This window comes from Pantoea sp. VS1 (assembly GCF_002207995.1).
GTDB lineage: Bacteria > Pseudomonadota > Gammaproteobacteria > Enterobacterales > Enterobacteriaceae > Pantoea > Pantoea dispersa.
In genome coordinates, this window is sequence record NZ_NHZE01000033.1 from 1 (window position 1) to 16,516 (window position 16,516).

Genomic DNA, 16,516 nt, shown 5'->3' on the forward strand with positions numbered 1-16,516 from the left:
GCGCCGCCAGCCGGGCGGCGAGCTCAACTTCGCTGGTTTCAGAGACGCTGCCGAAGGCAACGCCCGACAGCAGGTGGCTGGTGACCTCCATCTGACAGACCATGCGCAGCTGTGGCCAGTCAGAACGGGCGTGTTCATTGGCCGTGCGGCCGAATGCGGCGTCGTTTTCCGGCGTGTCCGGCGTTCGCCACAGCGTCCCGTCCACCGCCATCAGCGTGAGGCCGTTCCAGTGCGACATCGGTGTTTTTTCGAACCAGAGCTGGCGGGTCTTTTCAAAAACCAGGCGGACGGCTTCAGCCCCGAGCCGCTGACGTGCCTGCACAACCGCGCTGGGTGCGACGAAGGGACGTTTACCCGGGAGGACAATATCAAGGTGGGAAACGAGCTGACTCATGGAAAGAGAGCGGAAAAGCGCCATGCCGGTCACGGCCCATACCATCATTTCCATGGGCAGACGGCGCTTTCGCACCGTGACAACGCCGGTATCCGCCAGGCATTCGTCAATAAGTTCAGGGGAAAGCAGGTCAGAAAGAGCAGAGAACTCTTTCGGTGAGAACTTAAGAACAGCGTCAAGGGCCTGGCTGAGGAGCATAAAAAAATCCGTAATCATCCATGAGAGATTACGGATTTTCACACAGCGACCGGATCGTTCAACCGATCATTTTTGTCTTAACTGATCGGCATTAAGCCATCTGGCTGCCTTTTTTTATCTATGCGCATTTCCGGCGACTGCGCGGAGACCCGATTAACGGCGCGGATACTGCTCGCTGTTCACCCAGGCATGATCCTTCTCCCAGGTAAATTTCCACAGCCGTACCGGCCCGGCCATCACGTTCAGATAATAATTATCGTAACCAGCCAGCGTCGCCACCGGATGATACCCGCGCGGCACCGTCACCACATCGCGGTTATACGGGGCCATACACTCGTCGAGCGAACGGTCGTCGGTGTAGACGCGCTGCATGGCGAAACCGGGCTCGGGATCGAAACGGTGATAATAGGTCTCTTCCAGATAGGTTTCGTCCGGGCTGTCCTTCTCATCGTGCTTGTGGCTGGGGTACGAACTGGTCGCGCCCTCGTCGGTATACACTTCCACCACCAGCAGGCTGTCGGCCGGTTGATTATCCGGCAGAATGTTATGCACCAGGCGCTGATTGCGCCCTTTGCCACGGTGCTCCACGCCAACATCCTGCGGTGCAATCAGCCGCGCCGGCAGATTGCCACTGCCCGGCGCACTGCATACCGCCAGTTCCAGATCGCTGTCGGCAGTGACTTCAACCTCATCATCATGCGGCACGTAAACCGAGTAAGGCGGCGTGCGCTCAAACGGCGACAGGCGCTTACCGATGCCAGGGAATTCTGCATCGCGGGTTTTCACCGACGCCAGACCGGCCACCAGCACCAGGCACAACTCTCTCTCGCCGCTGCTTAACCGCAGCGTCTGGCCCTTTTTCAGCAGATAAGCGTCAAAGCCCACGTATTCCCAGCCGGCGCTCTCGGGCGTCACGTGCTGGATACGCCCGTGGCTGTCCGGCTGCTGCACTTTTGAAATCAGTGACATCCTGTTTCTCCTGTTGCGCGACATTAACCCAGCGTTGGCATGCTGAATTCAGAAACGGTCTGCTGACCGCTCGGCCAGCGCACGGTTGCCGTTTTCATCCGGGTGTAGAAACGCACCCCGTCCGGACCGTGCACGTTGAGCGCACCAAACACCGAACGCTTCCAGCCGCCAAAGCTGTGGAACGCCATCGGCACCGGCACCGGCACATTGACGCCCACCATGCCCGCTTCCACGTTGTGCACAAATTCACGGGCGGTGTGGCCGTTGCTGGTGAAGATGGCGCTGCCGTTACCAAATTCGTGGCTATTTACCAGCTGCAGCGCGCTGTCAAAGTCGCTGGCGCGCATGATGCTCAGCACCGGTCCGAAAATTTCTTCGCGCCAAATCACCATCTCCGGCGTGACGTTATCGAACAGCGTACCGCCAACGTAGTAGCCCTCTTCATGGCCCGCGACTTTCACGCCGCGTCCGTCAACCACCAGCGTCGCGCCTTCCTGCTCACCTTTGTCGATGTAGCCCAGCACTTTCTTCTGGTGCGCAGCGGATACCACCGGCCCCATTTCATTCTCTTCGGCACCCTGCTGCATGCCCGGCCCTACGCGCAGCGCTTTGATCAGCGGCGTCAGGCGCGAAATCAGTTTATCGGCCGTATCATCGCCAACCGCCACCACCACCGGCAGCGCCATGCAGCGTTCCCCGGCAGAACCGAAAGCACCGCCCATGATGGCGTTCACGGTGGCATCCAGATCGGCATCCGGCATCACGATGGCGTGGTTTTTCGCGGCGCCGAAGGCCTGCACGCGTTTGCCATGCGCGCTGGCGGTTTTGTAGATGTGCTCGGCCACGCCGGACGAGCCGACGAAGCTGACCGCCGCGATGCGCGGATCTTTATACAGCTGCTCGGCGTCTTCGTTTGAGGAGTGCACCACGTTGAACACGCCATCCGGCAGCCCCGCTTCTTTCAGCAGTTCAGCCATGCGTACCGAGGCAGAAGGATCGAGCGCCGGCGGCTTCAGCACAAAGGTATTACCGCACGCCAGCGCGATAGGGAACATCCACAGCGGCACCATCGCCGGGAAGTTGAACGGCGTAATGCCCGCAACCACACCCACCGGCTGCATCAGTGAATAGCTGTCGACGCCGGAACCGACGTTCGGTGAGTTTTCCCCTTTGATCAGGTGCGGAATGCCGCAGGCAAATTCGATCACTTCGATGCCGCGCGTCAGCTCACCCAGCGCATCGGACCAGACTTTACCGTGCTCAGAAACAATCAGCGCCGCCAGTTCATCGCGATGTTTTTCCATCAGCGCTTTGAAGTTGAACATGACGCGGGCACGACGCAGCGGCGCCGTTTTCGACCATTCCGGAAACGCCGCATGGGCGACCTCAATGGCCTGCGCCACTTCTGCCGCCGTGCTTTGCGTCAGTTCGCGGATCACTTTGCCGGTCGCCGGATCGTAGACCGGAATGGTTTCATTGCTGGCGCTGTGCGTGATTTTGCCGCCGATAAAGTTTCCTACGATAGTCATGTCGTTGCCTCTTTGATGTGTAAGGTCCCTGCAGGCCGCGGGTCAGTCTGGGTCGCGCCCGATCAGGCAATACGGAAAGCGTGCTATGAAGCTATTACAGTGAAATAAATTTTTCAAATAGTTCTTTTTGGAAAATTTACTTTTAGCGGCCTGGATCGCATTTTTCCGCCAGCGTTAGCGGACTGGCGCAAAGTGCGGGCCTGATGACAATGCCTATGCTGCCTGCGCCCGTAATCAGCAGCAGCGAGATTGGCAGGACGATCAGTCAGCGAGAGGGTCAGCGCCGGAGCGTAGCTGGATGAAACGAAATATGAAATTTTTGCGAGGCAGATCCAATATCCGTTATTTCATAATTCAATTAAAACGAAATAAATGTTTTCTTTGCAGCATCTGCAGACAATGTGATGTGAAACGAACCCTTATCTGTGTCTTAGCGACACGCTTTTGTTAGTGTTGGCCTCGGTCGGAGGCCTTTTTTTCACCTGTTTCCCCATCCGATGCGTGATTGCCGCAGCGGATTGCCTGGTGCGCATCAATGCGCACCCTGCGGTGTTGGCCCCGTCGATTACCCGGTGCGCATCAATGCGTGCTCTGTCATGCTGTAGGGGCGCCATTTATGGCGACCTGGACGCCGCGTCTTCGGCTGGCATCCCAGCCTGACGCTTGATCATCCGCAGGGTACAAAGCAGCGCAAATCCCACCAGCAGCGCAGTCAGCAGGTAGACCAGCTGTACGCCGGCGAAGCTCATGATAAAGCCCGCGATCGGACCGGTGATGCCGAGCGACAAATCCATAAACGCGGTGTAAGTGGCCAGCGCGCTGCCCTGGTTCTGCTGCGGCACCACTTTGACTGCGACCACGCCAATCGCCGGAAACACCAGCGAGAAACCGGCGCCGGTGAGAAAAGCGCCGGACTTCGCCATCCACGGATCGAACGCGCCCGCCACCAGCAGCAGGCCAATCGCCTCGACGGCAAAACACAGGCTGGCGACGCGCAGCCCGCCGAGCTTATTAATGGCGTTGGGAAACAGCAGGCGCATGCCGACGAACGCAGCGCTGAACAGCGTCAGCGCGAAGGCGGCACCGTCCCAGCCCTGCTCCTGATAAAACAGGGTGATAAAGGTGGCGATCACGCCAAAGCCCGCCGAGCCCATCGCCAGCAGCAGGCCAAAACCGTACACCTTACCGAGCACCGCACGGAACGGCAGCGGTTTGGCCTTGCTGCCTTTCACCGGCGCACGGGGCAGCGCCAGCACTATCGCCAGCACGCTGATGGCGATAATCACGCTGGAGAGCAGCAGCAGGCCGCCGCTGCGAAAGATCATCACCCCAAGCGGTGCGCCAATCGCCATTGCGCCATAGGTGACAATGCCGTTCCAGGAGATCACCCGACCAATATGCAGCGAGCCGACTTTCGCCACGCCCCACAGCGAGGTGCCGGTACCGCAGAAACTCTGCCCGACGCCGAGCAGCACGCGCCCGAGGCACAACAGCGCGAGGCTGAGCACCTCCTGCTCCTCCACCAGCGCCGACAGCAAAATACACAGCCCGCTCACCAGGCTACCAAACAGCCCAAGCACTACCACCTTTTTGGGTCCCCAGCTGTCGGCATAGCGACCGGCATGCGGACGGCTTAGCAGCGTGGCGACATATTGCAGGCTGATCACCACGCCGGCCCAGAAAGCGCTGTAGCCCAGGCCGTCATGGACAAAGCCCGGCAGCACCGCCAGCGGCAGGCCAATGGTGAGATAGGTGGCGAAGTTGAACTTCACGATAGAGAGAATCTGTAAATTCAGACGAAAGCGGCTGTATTCGGCCGCGGCGGGCTGGTCAGGCATGAGTGATTGCGCTCGTGTTTGACGGAATTTTTATAGCTGAAGCTTCACTATACGCCTTTTCTCGCCGTGCGCACCGTCGATTAGCGGCGGTATCTCTGGCGGTGCTTATCGGGTTCGCTTCGCTTACTCCTAAACAAACAATTACTTACTGGCGTTCAACTACACTTTTCACAGCGAACCACCATTCAGGAGAGGGAATGAACGAAAAGCCACAGGAGAAAATTGGCCAGAACATCCTGGTCAAGCTGGCGATGTTAGTGATTATTCTGGCGGGCATTCGTGCCGCGTCAGATATTCTGGTGCCCTTCTTACTCGCCAGCTTCCTGGCGATTGTGCTTAATCCGCTGGTGACCCTGCTGATGCGCCGGGGTCTGCGGCGCGGCGTGGCGATCTCGCTGGTGATCACGGTGATCTTCATTGTGATGCTGCTGCTGGTCGGGGTGCTGGCCAGTTCGGTAAGCGAGTTCAGCGATACCTATCCGCAAATCCGCAGCCTGCTGGAACAGAAGCTGACGGTGCTGCAGCATTTCGCCGCACAGTTTCATATCAATATCTCCACCAGCGCACTGGCGGCACGGCTCGATCCCAATGTGATTATGAACATGGCCACCACGCTGCTGGCGCAGTTCTCGGGTGCCATGACCAATGTGGTGCTGTTGATTCTGACCGTGGTGTTCATGCTGTTTGAGGTGCACCATCTGCCGTACAAATTGCGCAATGCGATGATGAATCCGCAGATCCGCATCGCCGGATTGCACAAAGCGCTGAAGGGCGTCACGCACTATCTGGCACTGAAAACGCTGGTCAGCCTGATTACCGGGTTGTCGGTATGGCTGGTGCTGATGCTGCTGGACGTCAAATTTGCGCTGTTCTGGGGCGTTGTCGCCTTTATCCTCAATTTTATCCCCAATATCGGCCCGATTATCGCCGGTGTGCCGCCGTTTATTCAGGCGCTGGTGCTGAATGATGTATATGACGCCGTGCTGGTGGCGGCGCTGTTCAGCGCCATTCACATGGTGTTTGGCAATATGCTGGAACCGCGCCTGATGGGACGTGGGCTGGGGCTGTCAACATTGGTGGTATTTCTGTCGCTGATTTTCTGGGGCTGGCTGCTCGGCCCGGTCGGGATGCTGCTATCGGTGCCGCTGACCAGCGTCACCAAAATCCTGATGGAAACCACGCCGGGCGGCAGCCGGCTGGCGATAATGCTGGGTAATGGCCGCCCCAAACCGCGCCTGCGCGTCAAAGCTAACCGGCCCGCGCCGCGCCCGTAACGTCTTACCACGCCACGATGCCAGACGATGCGTATTTGCCGATCGTCTGGCTGCTTCCCTGCGCAGTGACGCTGCCGCCGTATGGCGTCAGCGCGCATCGCCATGCCTGATGAGTCTGGCGCAACATTCTTACTCATATCGTGCCACAGGTATTTTCCTGCCGGGAAATGCCAGTAACGGCAAAACATTGTCAATAAACGCAAAGCGCGAACCATAATTGACTTGTATCAGATTGGTGGAAAATCAAAACGCTAACATGCACGGCCGCGGGAAAGTGTTATGCTGCTGACGCCGTGACGCGCTCCCTGAATGCTGCTTAAACCGACCGAGGAAAGTCTGGTGCCTCTGCAAAAACGACAACGCGATTTTGGCTGGCTGTTGATTGTCTGTGCCGGGTTATTACCGCTGGTGCTGGGCATATTTTGCACAGCCATTGAGGCGCGCCATACGGTCAGCCAGCAGCAAATTGCCACCGCCAATGCCCTGCTGACGCAGGCAGAAAAGATGAGCGACAGCGCCTGGGACATGGTGACCCGCCTGCGTCAGTACCAGAATCGTCGCTGCGCCGATATTGATGAAGATTTGCAGCGCGCCGGCACCCTTAATGCCTACTTCCGCTCGATTGGTACCCTGCAGGGCAGCGAAATCACCTGCTCGTCGGCTTACGGGCTGCAGCACGACACGCTGGCCGGGATGATGATGCAGTCGCCGCCGGTGACCGGCAAAGCCTGGTGGAGCCTGTCGATTCGCGGCACCTCCGGCGTACCGGATCGCCCGGCGGTGATTTTCGTGCGTCACCTGCCGGACAGCAGCGGTTTCTGGGCGGTGATTGATGGCCAGTATCTGATGGACTTCATGCGCGCCATCGGCGAGTCGAACCGTTATCAGATGAGCCTGCGCTTCAACGGCGGCAGCCCCATCGCCAGCGGTCCGGACGACCAGCCAGAACTGCTGTACCTCAGCAGCGCCAACTATCAGGCGGAGTCCAGCCGCTATCCGATCAGCGTCAGCGTGACGGTACCCGCCGCCGAGCTGATCAAAGCCTGGCGTCAGGCGCTGCTTATTTTCCTGCCGATGGCCGCCATCTTTTCGATATTGCTAATGGTGCTGACCGCCAACTGGCTGCGCCGCCGCCTCTCATGGGCGGATGAAATTCGCCGGGCGATACGCAACCGTGAGTTCACGGTGCACTATCAGCCGGTGTACAGCACCGGGATTCAGCGCTGCACCGGTGCGGAAGCGCTGATGCGCTGGCAGCGGCCCAACGGCGAAATGATCCGCCCGGATATCTTCATCAGCCATGCCGAAGCGGAAGGCATGATTGTCCCGCTGACCCAGCATTTGCTGGCGATGATGGCGGAAGATATCCAGAGCTGGCAGGTTGAACCAGGCTTCCATATTGGCTTTAACCTCGCGGCTGAGCATCTGCAACACCCCGATTTTGTGCAGGACATGATGCGTTTTGCCCGCAACATCCGTGACAAACAGATGCTGATCACGCTGGAGCTTACCGAGCGCAGCCTGATTGAGGACGGCGACGCGGTGTCGCGCAAGCTGCGCTATCTGCAGTCGCACGGCATGAAGGTGGCGATTGACGACTTCGGCACCGGCCACTGCGCGCTCTCCTATCTGATGACCTTCCCGCTCGATTACCTGAAGATTGACCGCGGCTTTATCAACGCCATTGAAGGACTGGAGATCGAAACCCCGGTGCTGGATGCCATCATCAATCTGTGCCACAAGCTGCAGCTCGAGGTACTGGGTGAAGGGGTAGAAACCGCGTTGCAATTTCAGTATCTGCAGCAGCGTGGCGTGGTGTTTATTCAGGGCTATTATTACGCCCGTCCGATGGACAATAACCAGCTTCGCGCCTGGCTTAATCAGCAGGGGCGCCAACCGCTTCCCGTTGAGGACCACCATGAGCCTGAACTGCATCATTCTTGATGATTATCAAAATGTTGCCCTGTCGCTGGCCGACTGGGCATCGCTGCAACCGCAGGTACAAACTACCGCGCTGCACCGCCACTACGCCGACGAAGATGAACTGGTCGCTCACATCGCGCACGCCGACATTCTGGTGGTGATGCGCGAACGCACGCCGCTCAGCGCCCGGCTGATAGGCCGCCTGCCCAATCTGAAGCTGATTGTCACCTCCGGCATGCGCAATGCCTCAATCGATCTGCACGCCTGTGCCGAACGGCTGATTGCGGTGTGCGGCACCGCCAGTAGCAGCGCGGCGCCGCTGGAACTGAGCTGGGGGCTGCTGCTCGGTCTGGCACGCCATATCCCGGCGGAGAGCCAGGCGCTGCGCAGCAACGGTGCGTGGCAGCATACGCTGGGCATGGCGCTGCACGGCAAAACCCTCGGCCTGCTTGGGCTGGGCAAGATTGGCGGTGAGATGGCTAACGTGGCGCGCGCCTTTGGCATGCGCGTGTGCGCCTGGAGCCAGAACCTGAGCGAAGCACGCGCAGCGGCGTGCGACGCAGAGAAGATGGCTTCGCTGCAGGCGCTGCTCAGGGCGAGCGATGTGGTATCGATTCATCTGGTGCTGAGTGAGCGCACCCGTCATCTGCTGGACGGCGCGGCGCTGGCGCACATGAAGCCGGGCGCGCTGCTGATTAACACCTCGCGCGCCGGGATTGTCGATCAGCAGGCGATGATCAGCGCGCTGCAGTCTGGCCAGCTGGCGGGCGCCGGGCTGGATGTCTTTGAACAGGAGCCGCTCCCTGCCGATCATCCGCTGCGTCAGCTGCCGAACGTGCTGGCGACGCCGCATCTGGGCTATGTCGCCGACACCAATTACCGCACCTACTTCAGCGAGGCGGTGGAAGATATTGCTGGCTGGCTGCACGGCGCGCCGCTGCGCTCGCTGCTTTAAGCCCCCGGCGCGTCGACAGCACCGGGGTTAGCTGTGGCAGTACAGACGCGGCAGCCCGGCATAATTAATCATCTGGTCGCCATTGGGCAGCTGGTACATCTGGTAATAATCGTTATTGCCCTCGCGCGCTGGCGAAAACACGATCTGCGCCGCCAGCGCGGGCGGTACGGTATCGTCTGCCAGAATACGTACGTTGCGCGTGGTGCTGAGCATGAAATCGCCCTGACGGCGCCAGGTGGTATCGGATACGCGATGCAGGCGATAGTGGCGATCGCGTACCGTGACGGTGCCGGTCAGCGTTGAGCTGCCGCTGCCGTCCGCCTTAAAGCGCGTGCGAATGGTGGCATCAATCGCGCCAGCCGGCGCGCCTTCATGATCAATACGATACGGCACTTCACACCACTCCGGTACCGGTTCTGCCGGCCGCAGCAGCAGCGCCAGCGCCCACGGCAGCACAAAGGCCAGCACCACCGCCGTGGTGATTATCGCTTTACGCATCAGGAATCTCCTGCGCTGATACCATCCATGAAATACATTCATTGTCCTTCTGCGCGATCGGTTTGGCGCACAGGAAGGTGCTGGAAAAGAGTCGGGTGCGCACCGGGTTGATGTACACCATCGGCGGCGCTGAGCCATCCGGCAGACGCGGCTGCCACTGCCGATAGCGCTGCAGCGCGTCCTGCACCACCCACGAATCGGCTTTCAGATGGCTGGGGATAAACACCTGGCTGTTCTGGATGCGCAGCAGCGGCCGGAAATCCAGCGCATCGTGCTGCACCGGCGCGAACATCTGGCGTGCCAGCAGCGCCAGCGCGACATTCACCAGCAGCAGCGCAACGATTACCCAGCGCAGCACAGGCCGCTTCTTCTTTACGCTGGCCGGCGCGGGCGCAGGTTGCGGACTGACCACCGCTGCCGCTGGCGCAGCCACCGGCTCATCGCTCAGCGGCGCCACATCGACCTGATCGGCCAGCACGCAGCCAATCAGCGGCACCTGATGCACCAGCGGCCCCGGCGCGTGTGCCAGCTGCGCCTGCTGATTGATGGCGGCAATGGTGGCCGTCAGGCGTTCGGCGAACGGTGTGTCGCTGGGGACGCGCTGGAACAGCGCATGCAGGGTCTGGTTGCGCACCAGTTTGCCATCCGCATCAATCACGCGCCGCAGAATGGCGGTTTGCAGCGGCGTCAGTGCCACGCGGTACGCGGGCGACTGCACCGGAAAGAGGACCTGCTGGTCAACGTCAAAACAGAGACTTTTTGCAAATAAAACAAAGCGTGCCATGCGGCGCCCGATCTCCGGCAGAGAAACTGGCGCAAGTATAGATATTTTCGCTCGCCCGCGCATCTACGCTGCGGCCTGCGTCGCGATTCAGACAATTTTTTTGCCGCGATTGCGGACCAAAACGGCCATAGTTTTAGCCAAAAAATAGCCAGTTATTGGCGGAAACATGACAAATATCACATTTAAACGGTATACTCTGTCGCGGGATGCAATAATTACCTGAGTAATAATTGCTTTGGCAGGCCAGGGAAAAAACCACTTTCACGGCTATGCTTTAATTTTCTCAACGCCGCGGACTGAACGCTCCACCGAGTCCGCAGCGTTGAGGACTTTTTGAATTCCAATACAGGGTAACCTCATGAAATTACGTAGGAAGCGTGTAAAACCTATTGGGCTGGATGACGTCACGATTATCGATGACGCTCGTTTACGTAAGGCCATTACCGCCGCGTCACTCGGTAACGCGATGGAATGGTTCGATTTCGGTGTTTATGGCTTTGTGGCCTACGCGCTGGGTAAAGTGTTCTTCCCGGACGCCTCGCCTGGCGTGCAGATGATTGCCGCACTCGGGACCTTCTCGGTACCGTTCCTGATCCGTCCGCTGGGCGGCCTGTTCTTCGGCATGCTGGGCGATAAATACGGTCGCCAGAAAATCCTGTCGATTACCATTGTCATCATGTCGATCAGTACCTTCTGTATCGGCCTGATTCCTTCTTACGCCTCGATTGGCATCTGGGCACCGATACTGCTGCTGCTGGCGAAAATGGCGCAGGGCTTCTCGGTAGGCGGGGAATATACCGGTGCGTCAATCTTCGTCGCCGAATATTCGCCGGACCGTAAGCGCGGCTTCATGGGAAGCTGGCTGGACTTCGGTTCGATTGCCGGCTTCGTGCTGGGCGCGGGCGTAGTGGTGCTGATCTCAACGGTGATTGGCGAGCAGAAATTCCTCGACTGGGGCTGGCGTATTCCGTTCTTCCTCGCGCTGCCGCTGGGCATTATCGGCCTGTATCTGCGTCACGCACTGGAAGAGACGCCAGCGTTCCAGCAGCATGTTGAGAAGCTGGAGCAAGGTGACCGCGAAGGTCTGCGCGACGGCCCGAAAGTGTCGTTTAAAGAGATTGCCAGCAAACACTGGAAAAGCCTGCTGGCCTGTATCGGTCTGGTGCTTGCCACCAACGTGACCTATTACATGCTGCTGACCTACATGCCGAGCTATCTGTCGCATAACCTGCACTACTCGGAAGATCACGGCGTGCTGATCATCATCGCCATCATGATGGGGATGCTGTTTGTGCAGCCGGTGATGGGCATGCTGAGCGACCGCTTCGGCCGTCGTCCGTTCGTGATCGTCGGCAGTATCGCCCTGTTCTTCTGTGCGATTCCGGCCTTCATGCTGATCAACAGTAACGTACTGGGGCTGATTTTTGCCGGTCTGCTGCTGCTGGCGGTGATCCTCAACGCCTTCACCGGCGTGATGGCCTCGTCGCTGCCGGCGATGTTCCCGACGCACATTCGTTACAGTGCGCTGGCCAGCGCCTTCAACATCTCGATTCTGATTGCCGGTCTGACGCCAACCGTGACCGCCTGGGCGGTGGAAGCCAGCAACAATCTGTATATGCCGGCTTACTACCTGATGGTGGTGGCGGTGGTCGGTCTGGTGACTGGTCTGTACATGAAAGAGACCGCCAACAAACCGCTGCGCGGCGCGACACCGGCGGCATCGGACCTCGATGAAGCGCGTGAGATCCTGCAGGAGCATCACGACAATATCGAGCAGAAGATTGAAGATATTGATGAAGAGATCGCCCGCCTTGAGGCGAAGCGGAAAAACCTGGTGCAGCAGCACCCGGACATCAACGAGTAATCTGCCCTTCCACTCCCGCCACCTGGCGGGAGTTTTGTTTTTGCGGTGGCCGGGTGCGCTGTAGGGGCGGCATTCATGCCGACCGGCAACAACGCCCGGCCCGCACCGCACACAATCCTTCATGCTACCCGGCGAAAAGGGGTAAACTGTCGCCACTTTTTTCACCAGCATAAGTTAACCGAGCATGTCTGATTTCAATCTCATTCAGCGCCCAAGAAGACTGCGCAAAAGCGCGTCGATGCGCGAACTGTTCCAGGAATCCCACCTCAGCCTGAACGATCTGGCCCTGCCGATCTTCGTTGAAGAAGGCGTAGATGATTACGTGCCAATCAACGCCATGCCGGGCGTGATGCGCATTCCGGAAAAACGTCTGGCGTACGAAATCGAACGCATCGCCAAAGCCGGTATCCGTTCGGTCATGACCTTCGGTATCTCGCACCACACCGATGCCACCGGCAGCGATGCGTGGAACGAAAACGGCCTCGTGGCGCGCATGTCGCGCATCTGCAAAGACACGGTGCCGGAAATGATTGTCATGTCCGATACCTGTTTCTGTGAATACACCAGCCACGGCCACTGCGGCGTACTGTGCGATCACGGCGTCGACAACGACCAGACGCTGATTAACCTCGGCAAACAGGCGGTGGTTGCTGCGCAGGCCGGTGCCGACTTCATCGCGCCGTCAGCAGCAATGGATGGCCAGGTGAAAGCGATTCGCCAGGCGCTGGACGCGGCCGGTTTTACCGATACCGCTATCATGTCCTACTCCACCAAATTCGCCTCGTCGTTCTACGGCCCGTTCCGTGAAGCAGCGGGCACCGCGCTGAAAGGCGACCGCAAAACCTATCAGATGAACCCGATGAACCGCCGTGAAGCGATTCGCGAGTCGCTGATTGATGAAGCGGAAGGTGCAGATTCGCTGATGGTCAAACCGGCAGGCGCTTACCTCGATATCCTGCGTGATATCCGCGAGCGCACCACGCTGCCGCTGGCGGCTTACCAGGTGAGCGGTGAGTACGCGATGATCAAATTTGCCGCCCAGGCGGGCGCCATCGATGAACGTAATGTGGTGCTGGAGAGCTTAGGTGCCATTAAGCGTGCCGGTGCAGATCTCATTTTCAGCTATTTCGCCCTTGATCTTGCCGAGCAAAAAGTGCTCTGATCCTCTCGTTACGCTAAACAATCGCGCATTGCCGCGGTTGTTTAGTGCTCTCTGCCCTTGCGCGGGCACGACATCCGGTTTGCTGTAACACATCTATCATTAACAAGAGTTACGCGATGAAAGCACCTGCACTGCCTGCGGACGAATCACAGCGTCTGGCCCAGTTACGTGCGCTCAACATTCTGCACACACCCACAGAAGAGCGTTTTGACCGTTTAACCCGCCTTGCCCGACGTCTGTTTGACGTTCCGGTCGCGATGGTCAGTCTGCTGGAGAATGACTATCAATGGTTTAAATCCAGCGACGGTTTTGATCGGCCAACCACCGCGCGTAACATCTCTTTTTGCGGTCATACCATCCTGCAGGATGAGGTGATGGTGGTCGAGGACGCGCTGGCCGACACGCGCTTCAGCGATAATCCGCTGGTTACCGATGCAGACAATCCGGTGCGTTTCTACGCGGGCTATCCGCTGCGCACGCCGTCCGGTGCCAAAGTCGGTACGCTGTGCATCATCGATAATCATGCGCGCCAGTTCAACGCGGAGGATCTGCACGCGCTGCGCGATCTGGCGGCCATGGCCGAAGCCGAGCTGGTAGCGTTTCAGACCGCGACGTCCGATGAGCTGACGCAAATCACCAACCGGCGCGGCTTTATGACGCTGGGTCAGATGGCGCTGAATGAGTGCCAGCTGAGACAGCTGCCCGCCAGCCTGACGTTTCTCGATCTCGACGGCTTCAAGGCCATCAACGACCGGCATGGTCACCGCGAGGGCGACCGCGCGCTGATGGACTTTGCCGATGCCATGAAGGTGAGTTTTCGCCATGCCGATATCTTTGCCAGGCTCGGCGGCGATGAGTTTGTGGTGCTGCTGAACGGCATTCGTCAGGACGAAGCGGAAGCGACGCTGGCGCGCTTCGCCCACTATCTGCATAAACAGATGCAGGATCTGGAGCGGCGCTACACGCTGCAGTTTTCGTCGGGCATTGTGGAATTTGATCCGCAGCAGCCGCAATCGCTGGAGCAGCTGCTGGAAAGCAGCGACGCACGTATGTACGCCGCCAAGTACCAGAAAAGGCAGCCGCGCAGATAGCCGCTCCTTAATGCGCCAGGTCGTCAATCAGCGTCTGATTAAACTTCGCTGGCGCTTCCATCTGCGGCGCGTGCCCCATGCCGGGGAACTCAATCAGTCGCGCGCCGGGAATCAGCTGTGCCACCTGTTTGCCCAGCACGTTGTAATGGCCGAGCTGCGCTTTCACCGCCGGTGAAGCGATATCGCTGCCAATCGCCGTGGTATCGGCCGTGCCGATCATCAGCGTGGTCGGCACCTTCAGGTCTTTAAACTCGTAATAGACCGGCTGGGTGAAAATCATGTCGTAGATCAGCGCCGAGTTCCACGCCACTTTCTCATGCCCCGGTCCTTTATTCAGCCCGGCCAGCATCTGCACCCACTTGTCATATTCCGGCTTCCACTGGCCGCTGTAATAGGTGTGCTGCTCATATTTCTTAATGCCCGCCGCGTCGAGCTTCAGCTCGCGCTGATACCACTGATCCACTGAGCGCCACGGCGCGCCCTTCGCCTTCCAGTCCTCAAGGCCAATCGGATTGACCAGCACCAGCTTCTGCGTCTGCTGCGGATACATCAGTGCGTAACGCGTCGCCAGCATACCGCCGGTCGAGTGGCCAACAATCACCGCTTTCTCAACGCCGAGCTGCGCTAACAGCTGATGGGTGTTTTGCGCCAGCTGCTGGAAGCTGTACTGATAGCGGGCAGGTTTGGTGGAGGTGCAGAAACCAATCTGATCCGGCGCGATCACGCGATAGCCCTGCTGGCTCAGCGCGTTGATGGTGTCTTCCCAGGTGGCAGCGCAGAAGTTTTTACCGTGCATCAGCACCACTGTCTGACCATTGGCCTGCTGTGCGGGCTTCACGTCCATATAGCCCATGCTGAGCGACTGCTGCTGGGAGGAGAAGGTAAAATGCTGCAACGGATGCGGATAGTGAAACCCCTCCAGCTGCTCGCCATACACGGCCTCAGCGGCCTGCGCGCTGAGCGTGCCGCACAGCATCGCTGACGCCAGCGCTACGCTCAGTAACGGTTTTAATCGAAAACGAAACGTCATGTGACCTCTTCTGTACAGGGGAAAAACCCCCAGTCTGGCACGAAAACCGCCGGTGGATATTGATGCGCCGTGCCGCCGCCCGTCACACCTTTGACTGTTAAGCCGCGCAAAGCGATAACCCATTTGCGTTAATAATAACGGCCGTAATTACGGCAACTATTCAACATCATCACAACATGTCGTCGATTAATTTCACGATAAACAAGACCAGTCTTGATGACAATTAATAAAAAAGCCATTTCCTGATAAAACTTTACGTTACGCCAGTGCTTAAAAAGTTTAATTTAATTACACTGTGTCGAGTTATTGGAGGACCATAATGATGCAGCAAAAATACAACCAAGGGGTGATTGATTCGGTGACCGAATGGATTATGGCCAACCTGGATCAACGTTTGAGCATTGATGATATTGCACTGAAATCTGGCTATTCCAAATGGTATTTACAGAAACTGTTTGCCCGTTACCATAACGAAACGCTGGCGCGTTATATTCGCAAAAAGAAACTGATATGTTGCGTGAATGAGCTGAAATTCAGCCGCACACCGATTATCAGTCTGGCGGTTAAATACCATTTCGAAAGTCAGCAATCCTTTACCCGCTCGTTTAAACAGGTGATGGGCTGCACGCCGCTATTCTGCCGCAAACGCCAGCTGAGCGATGCTGCCGAAGCCCTGTTGCGCAGCAGTGACGATCCCTGCGCGCTGTGTCGCAAAGTCGGGTTTAATCGCAGCGAGCAGGAAAAACAGGTTGTTAATCCGGTAAGCGAAAATAATGGGAAGTTTCCAGCGCGTATTAGCTGCGCGGTACGTTAATCACGTCTGATATGTCGGGAAAATATTTATAACCGCACAGGTTGAAGCGGCGCGATTTATTGTGCTGATGTGCAGTTGTACCGTGCCCATTCAGGCATCGCGCAATAAATTGCGCCGCTACGGTACGTGCGAAATATCATTTCGGTGCCTGTCGACCGCACAGATTGTAGCGGCGCGATTTATCGCGCTGATG

General features: G+C 58.2%; 14 protein-coding genes. 7 read left to right on the top strand and 7 right to left on the bottom strand.

Annotation, left to right across the window (positions count from 1 at the left end; translation table 11 throughout):
* The 4 genes from CBW22_RS13005 to CBW22_RS13020 form a co-directional block, all read right to left on the bottom strand.
* The coding region (locus CBW22_RS13005) for an IS4 family transposase (protein WP_141097318.1) at positions 1–592 on the bottom strand (592 nt) is incomplete at its 3' end.
* Between the two features lie 153 nt (positions 593–745).
* Complete coding sequence (gene iolB, locus CBW22_RS13010; protein ID WP_088516887.1) at positions 746–1,561, bottom strand: 5-deoxy-glucuronate isomerase; 816 nt, start codon at positions 1,559–1,561, stop codon at positions 746–748.
* Positions 1,562–1,584: 23 nt separating this feature from the next.
* A complete protein-coding gene (locus CBW22_RS13015) occupies positions 1,585–3,090 on the bottom strand; it encodes a CoA-acylating methylmalonate-semialdehyde dehydrogenase (protein ID WP_021507389.1) in 1,506 nt (501 codons plus the stop codon).
* A gap of 614 nt (positions 3,091–3,704) precedes the next feature.
* Complete coding sequence (locus CBW22_RS13020) at positions 3,705–4,928, bottom strand: MFS transporter (protein WP_088516888.1); 1,224 nt, start codon at positions 4,926–4,928, stop codon at positions 3,705–3,707.
* A 197-nt stretch (positions 4,929–5,125) separates the two neighbouring features.
* Here CBW22_RS13020 and CBW22_RS13025 point away from each other — a divergent pair, with 197 nt between their 5' ends.
* The 3 genes from CBW22_RS13025 (at position 5,126) to CBW22_RS13035 (ending at position 9,080) form a co-directional block, all read left to right on the top strand.
* Positions 5,126–6,202, top strand: coding sequence for an AI-2E family transporter (locus tag CBW22_RS13025; protein ID WP_088516889.1), 1,077 nt, complete (start codon positions 5,126–5,128; stop codon positions 6,200–6,202).
* A gap of 339 nt (positions 6,203–6,541) precedes the next feature.
* Positions 6,542–8,146, top strand: coding sequence for an EAL domain-containing protein (locus CBW22_RS13030; RefSeq protein ID WP_058770992.1), 1,605 nt, complete (start codon positions 6,542–6,544; stop codon positions 8,144–8,146).
* Positions 8,121–9,080 carry a D-2-hydroxyacid dehydrogenase family protein gene (locus CBW22_RS13035; protein ID WP_088516890.1) on the top strand — a complete coding sequence of 320 codons (960 nt, stop codon included), beginning with the start codon at positions 8,121–8,123 and terminating at the stop codon, positions 9,078–9,080. Before CBW22_RS13030 ends, CBW22_RS13035 begins: the two co-directional genes overlap by 26 nt.
* 27 nt (positions 9,081–9,107) lie before the next feature.
* On the opposite strand, the gene CBW22_RS13040 is transcribed toward CBW22_RS13035, so the two are convergent.
* Together CBW22_RS13040 and CBW22_RS13045 are read right to left on the bottom strand one after the other, a co-directional pair.
* Entirely contained in the window at positions 9,108–9,578 is a 471-nt protein-coding gene (locus CBW22_RS13040) for a hypothetical protein (protein WP_021508122.1), read from the bottom strand.
* Positions 9,571–10,362, bottom strand: a complete 792-nt coding sequence (locus CBW22_RS13045; RefSeq protein WP_088516891.1) for a hypothetical protein — start codon at positions 10,360–10,362, stop codon at positions 9,571–9,573. The genes CBW22_RS13040 and CBW22_RS13045 overlap by 8 nt, the downstream gene beginning before the upstream one ends.
* A 358-nt stretch (positions 10,363–10,720) precedes the next feature.
* Between CBW22_RS13045 and proP the strand changes: the two genes are divergently transcribed.
* The 3 genes from proP (at position 10,721) to CBW22_RS13060 (ending at position 14,479) form a co-directional block, all read left to right on the top strand.
* Entirely contained in the window at positions 10,721–12,226 is a 1,506-nt protein-coding gene (gene proP, locus CBW22_RS13050) for a glycine betaine/L-proline transporter ProP (protein ID WP_088516892.1), read from the top strand.
* Between the two features lie 184 nt (positions 12,227–12,410).
* On the top strand, positions 12,411–13,388 hold the full coding sequence (gene hemB / locus CBW22_RS13055) for a porphobilinogen synthase (protein WP_031279816.1): 978 nt from the start codon (positions 12,411–12,413) through the stop codon (positions 13,386–13,388).
* A 116-nt stretch (positions 13,389–13,504) separates the two neighbouring features.
* Entirely contained in the window at positions 13,505–14,479 is a 975-nt protein-coding gene (locus tag CBW22_RS13060) for a GGDEF domain-containing protein (protein WP_088516893.1), read from the top strand.
* Positions 14,480–14,486: 7 nt separating this feature from the next.
* Here the strand turns inward: CBW22_RS13060 and CBW22_RS13065 are convergent, their stop codons facing one another.
* Entirely contained in the window at positions 14,487–15,455 is a 969-nt protein-coding gene (locus CBW22_RS13065; protein ID WP_441339113.1) for an alpha/beta fold hydrolase, read from the bottom strand.
* 373 nt (positions 15,456–15,828) lie between these two features.
* Here CBW22_RS13065 and CBW22_RS13070 point away from each other — a divergent pair, with 373 nt between their 5' ends.
* On the top strand, positions 15,829–16,323 hold the full coding sequence (locus CBW22_RS13070; RefSeq protein WP_058759336.1) for a helix-turn-helix domain-containing protein: 495 nt from the start codon (positions 15,829–15,831) through the stop codon (positions 16,321–16,323).
* Positions 16,324–16,516 lie beyond the last annotated feature (193 nt).

Bases quoted from the DNA above. Each gene is read 5' to 3' on its own strand.
- iolB (WP_088516887.1), bottom strand. From the start codon at position 1,561: ATGTCACTGATTTCAAAAGTGCAGCAGCCGGACAGCCACGGGCGTATC.
- CBW22_RS13015 (WP_021507389.1), bottom strand. From the start codon at position 3,090: ATGACTATCGTAGGAAACTTTATCGGCGGCAAAATCACGCACAGCGCC.
- CBW22_RS13020 (WP_088516888.1), bottom strand. From the start codon at position 4,928: ATGCCTGACCAGCCCGCCGCGGCCGAATACAGCCGCTTTCGTCTGAAT.
- CBW22_RS13025 (WP_088516889.1), top strand. From the start codon at position 5,126: ATGAACGAAAAGCCACAGGAGAAAATTGGCCAGAACATCCTGGTCAAG.
- CBW22_RS13035 (WP_088516890.1), top strand. From the start codon at position 8,121: ATGAGCCTGAACTGCATCATTCTTGATGATTATCAAAATGTTGCCCTG.
- CBW22_RS13040 (WP_021508122.1), bottom strand. From the start codon at position 9,578: ATGCGTAAAGCGATAATCACCACGGCGGTGGTGCTGGCCTTTGTGCTG.
- CBW22_RS13045 (WP_088516891.1), bottom strand. From the start codon at position 10,362: ATGGCACGCTTTGTTTTATTTGCAAAAAGTCTCTGTTTTGACGTTGAC.
- proP (WP_088516892.1), top strand. From the start codon at position 10,721: ATGAAATTACGTAGGAAGCGTGTAAAACCTATTGGGCTGGATGACGTC.
- hemB (WP_031279816.1), top strand. From the start codon at position 12,411: ATGTCTGATTTCAATCTCATTCAGCGCCCAAGAAGACTGCGCAAAAGC.
- CBW22_RS13060 (WP_088516893.1), top strand. From the start codon at position 13,505: ATGAAAGCACCTGCACTGCCTGCGGACGAATCACAGCGTCTGGCCCAG.
- CBW22_RS13065 (WP_441339113.1), bottom strand. From the start codon at position 15,455: ATGCTGTGCGGCACGCTCAGCGCGCAGGCCGCTGAGGCCGTGTATGGC.
- CBW22_RS13070 (WP_058759336.1), top strand. From the start codon at position 15,829: ATGATGCAGCAAAAATACAACCAAGGGGTGATTGATTCGGTGACCGAA.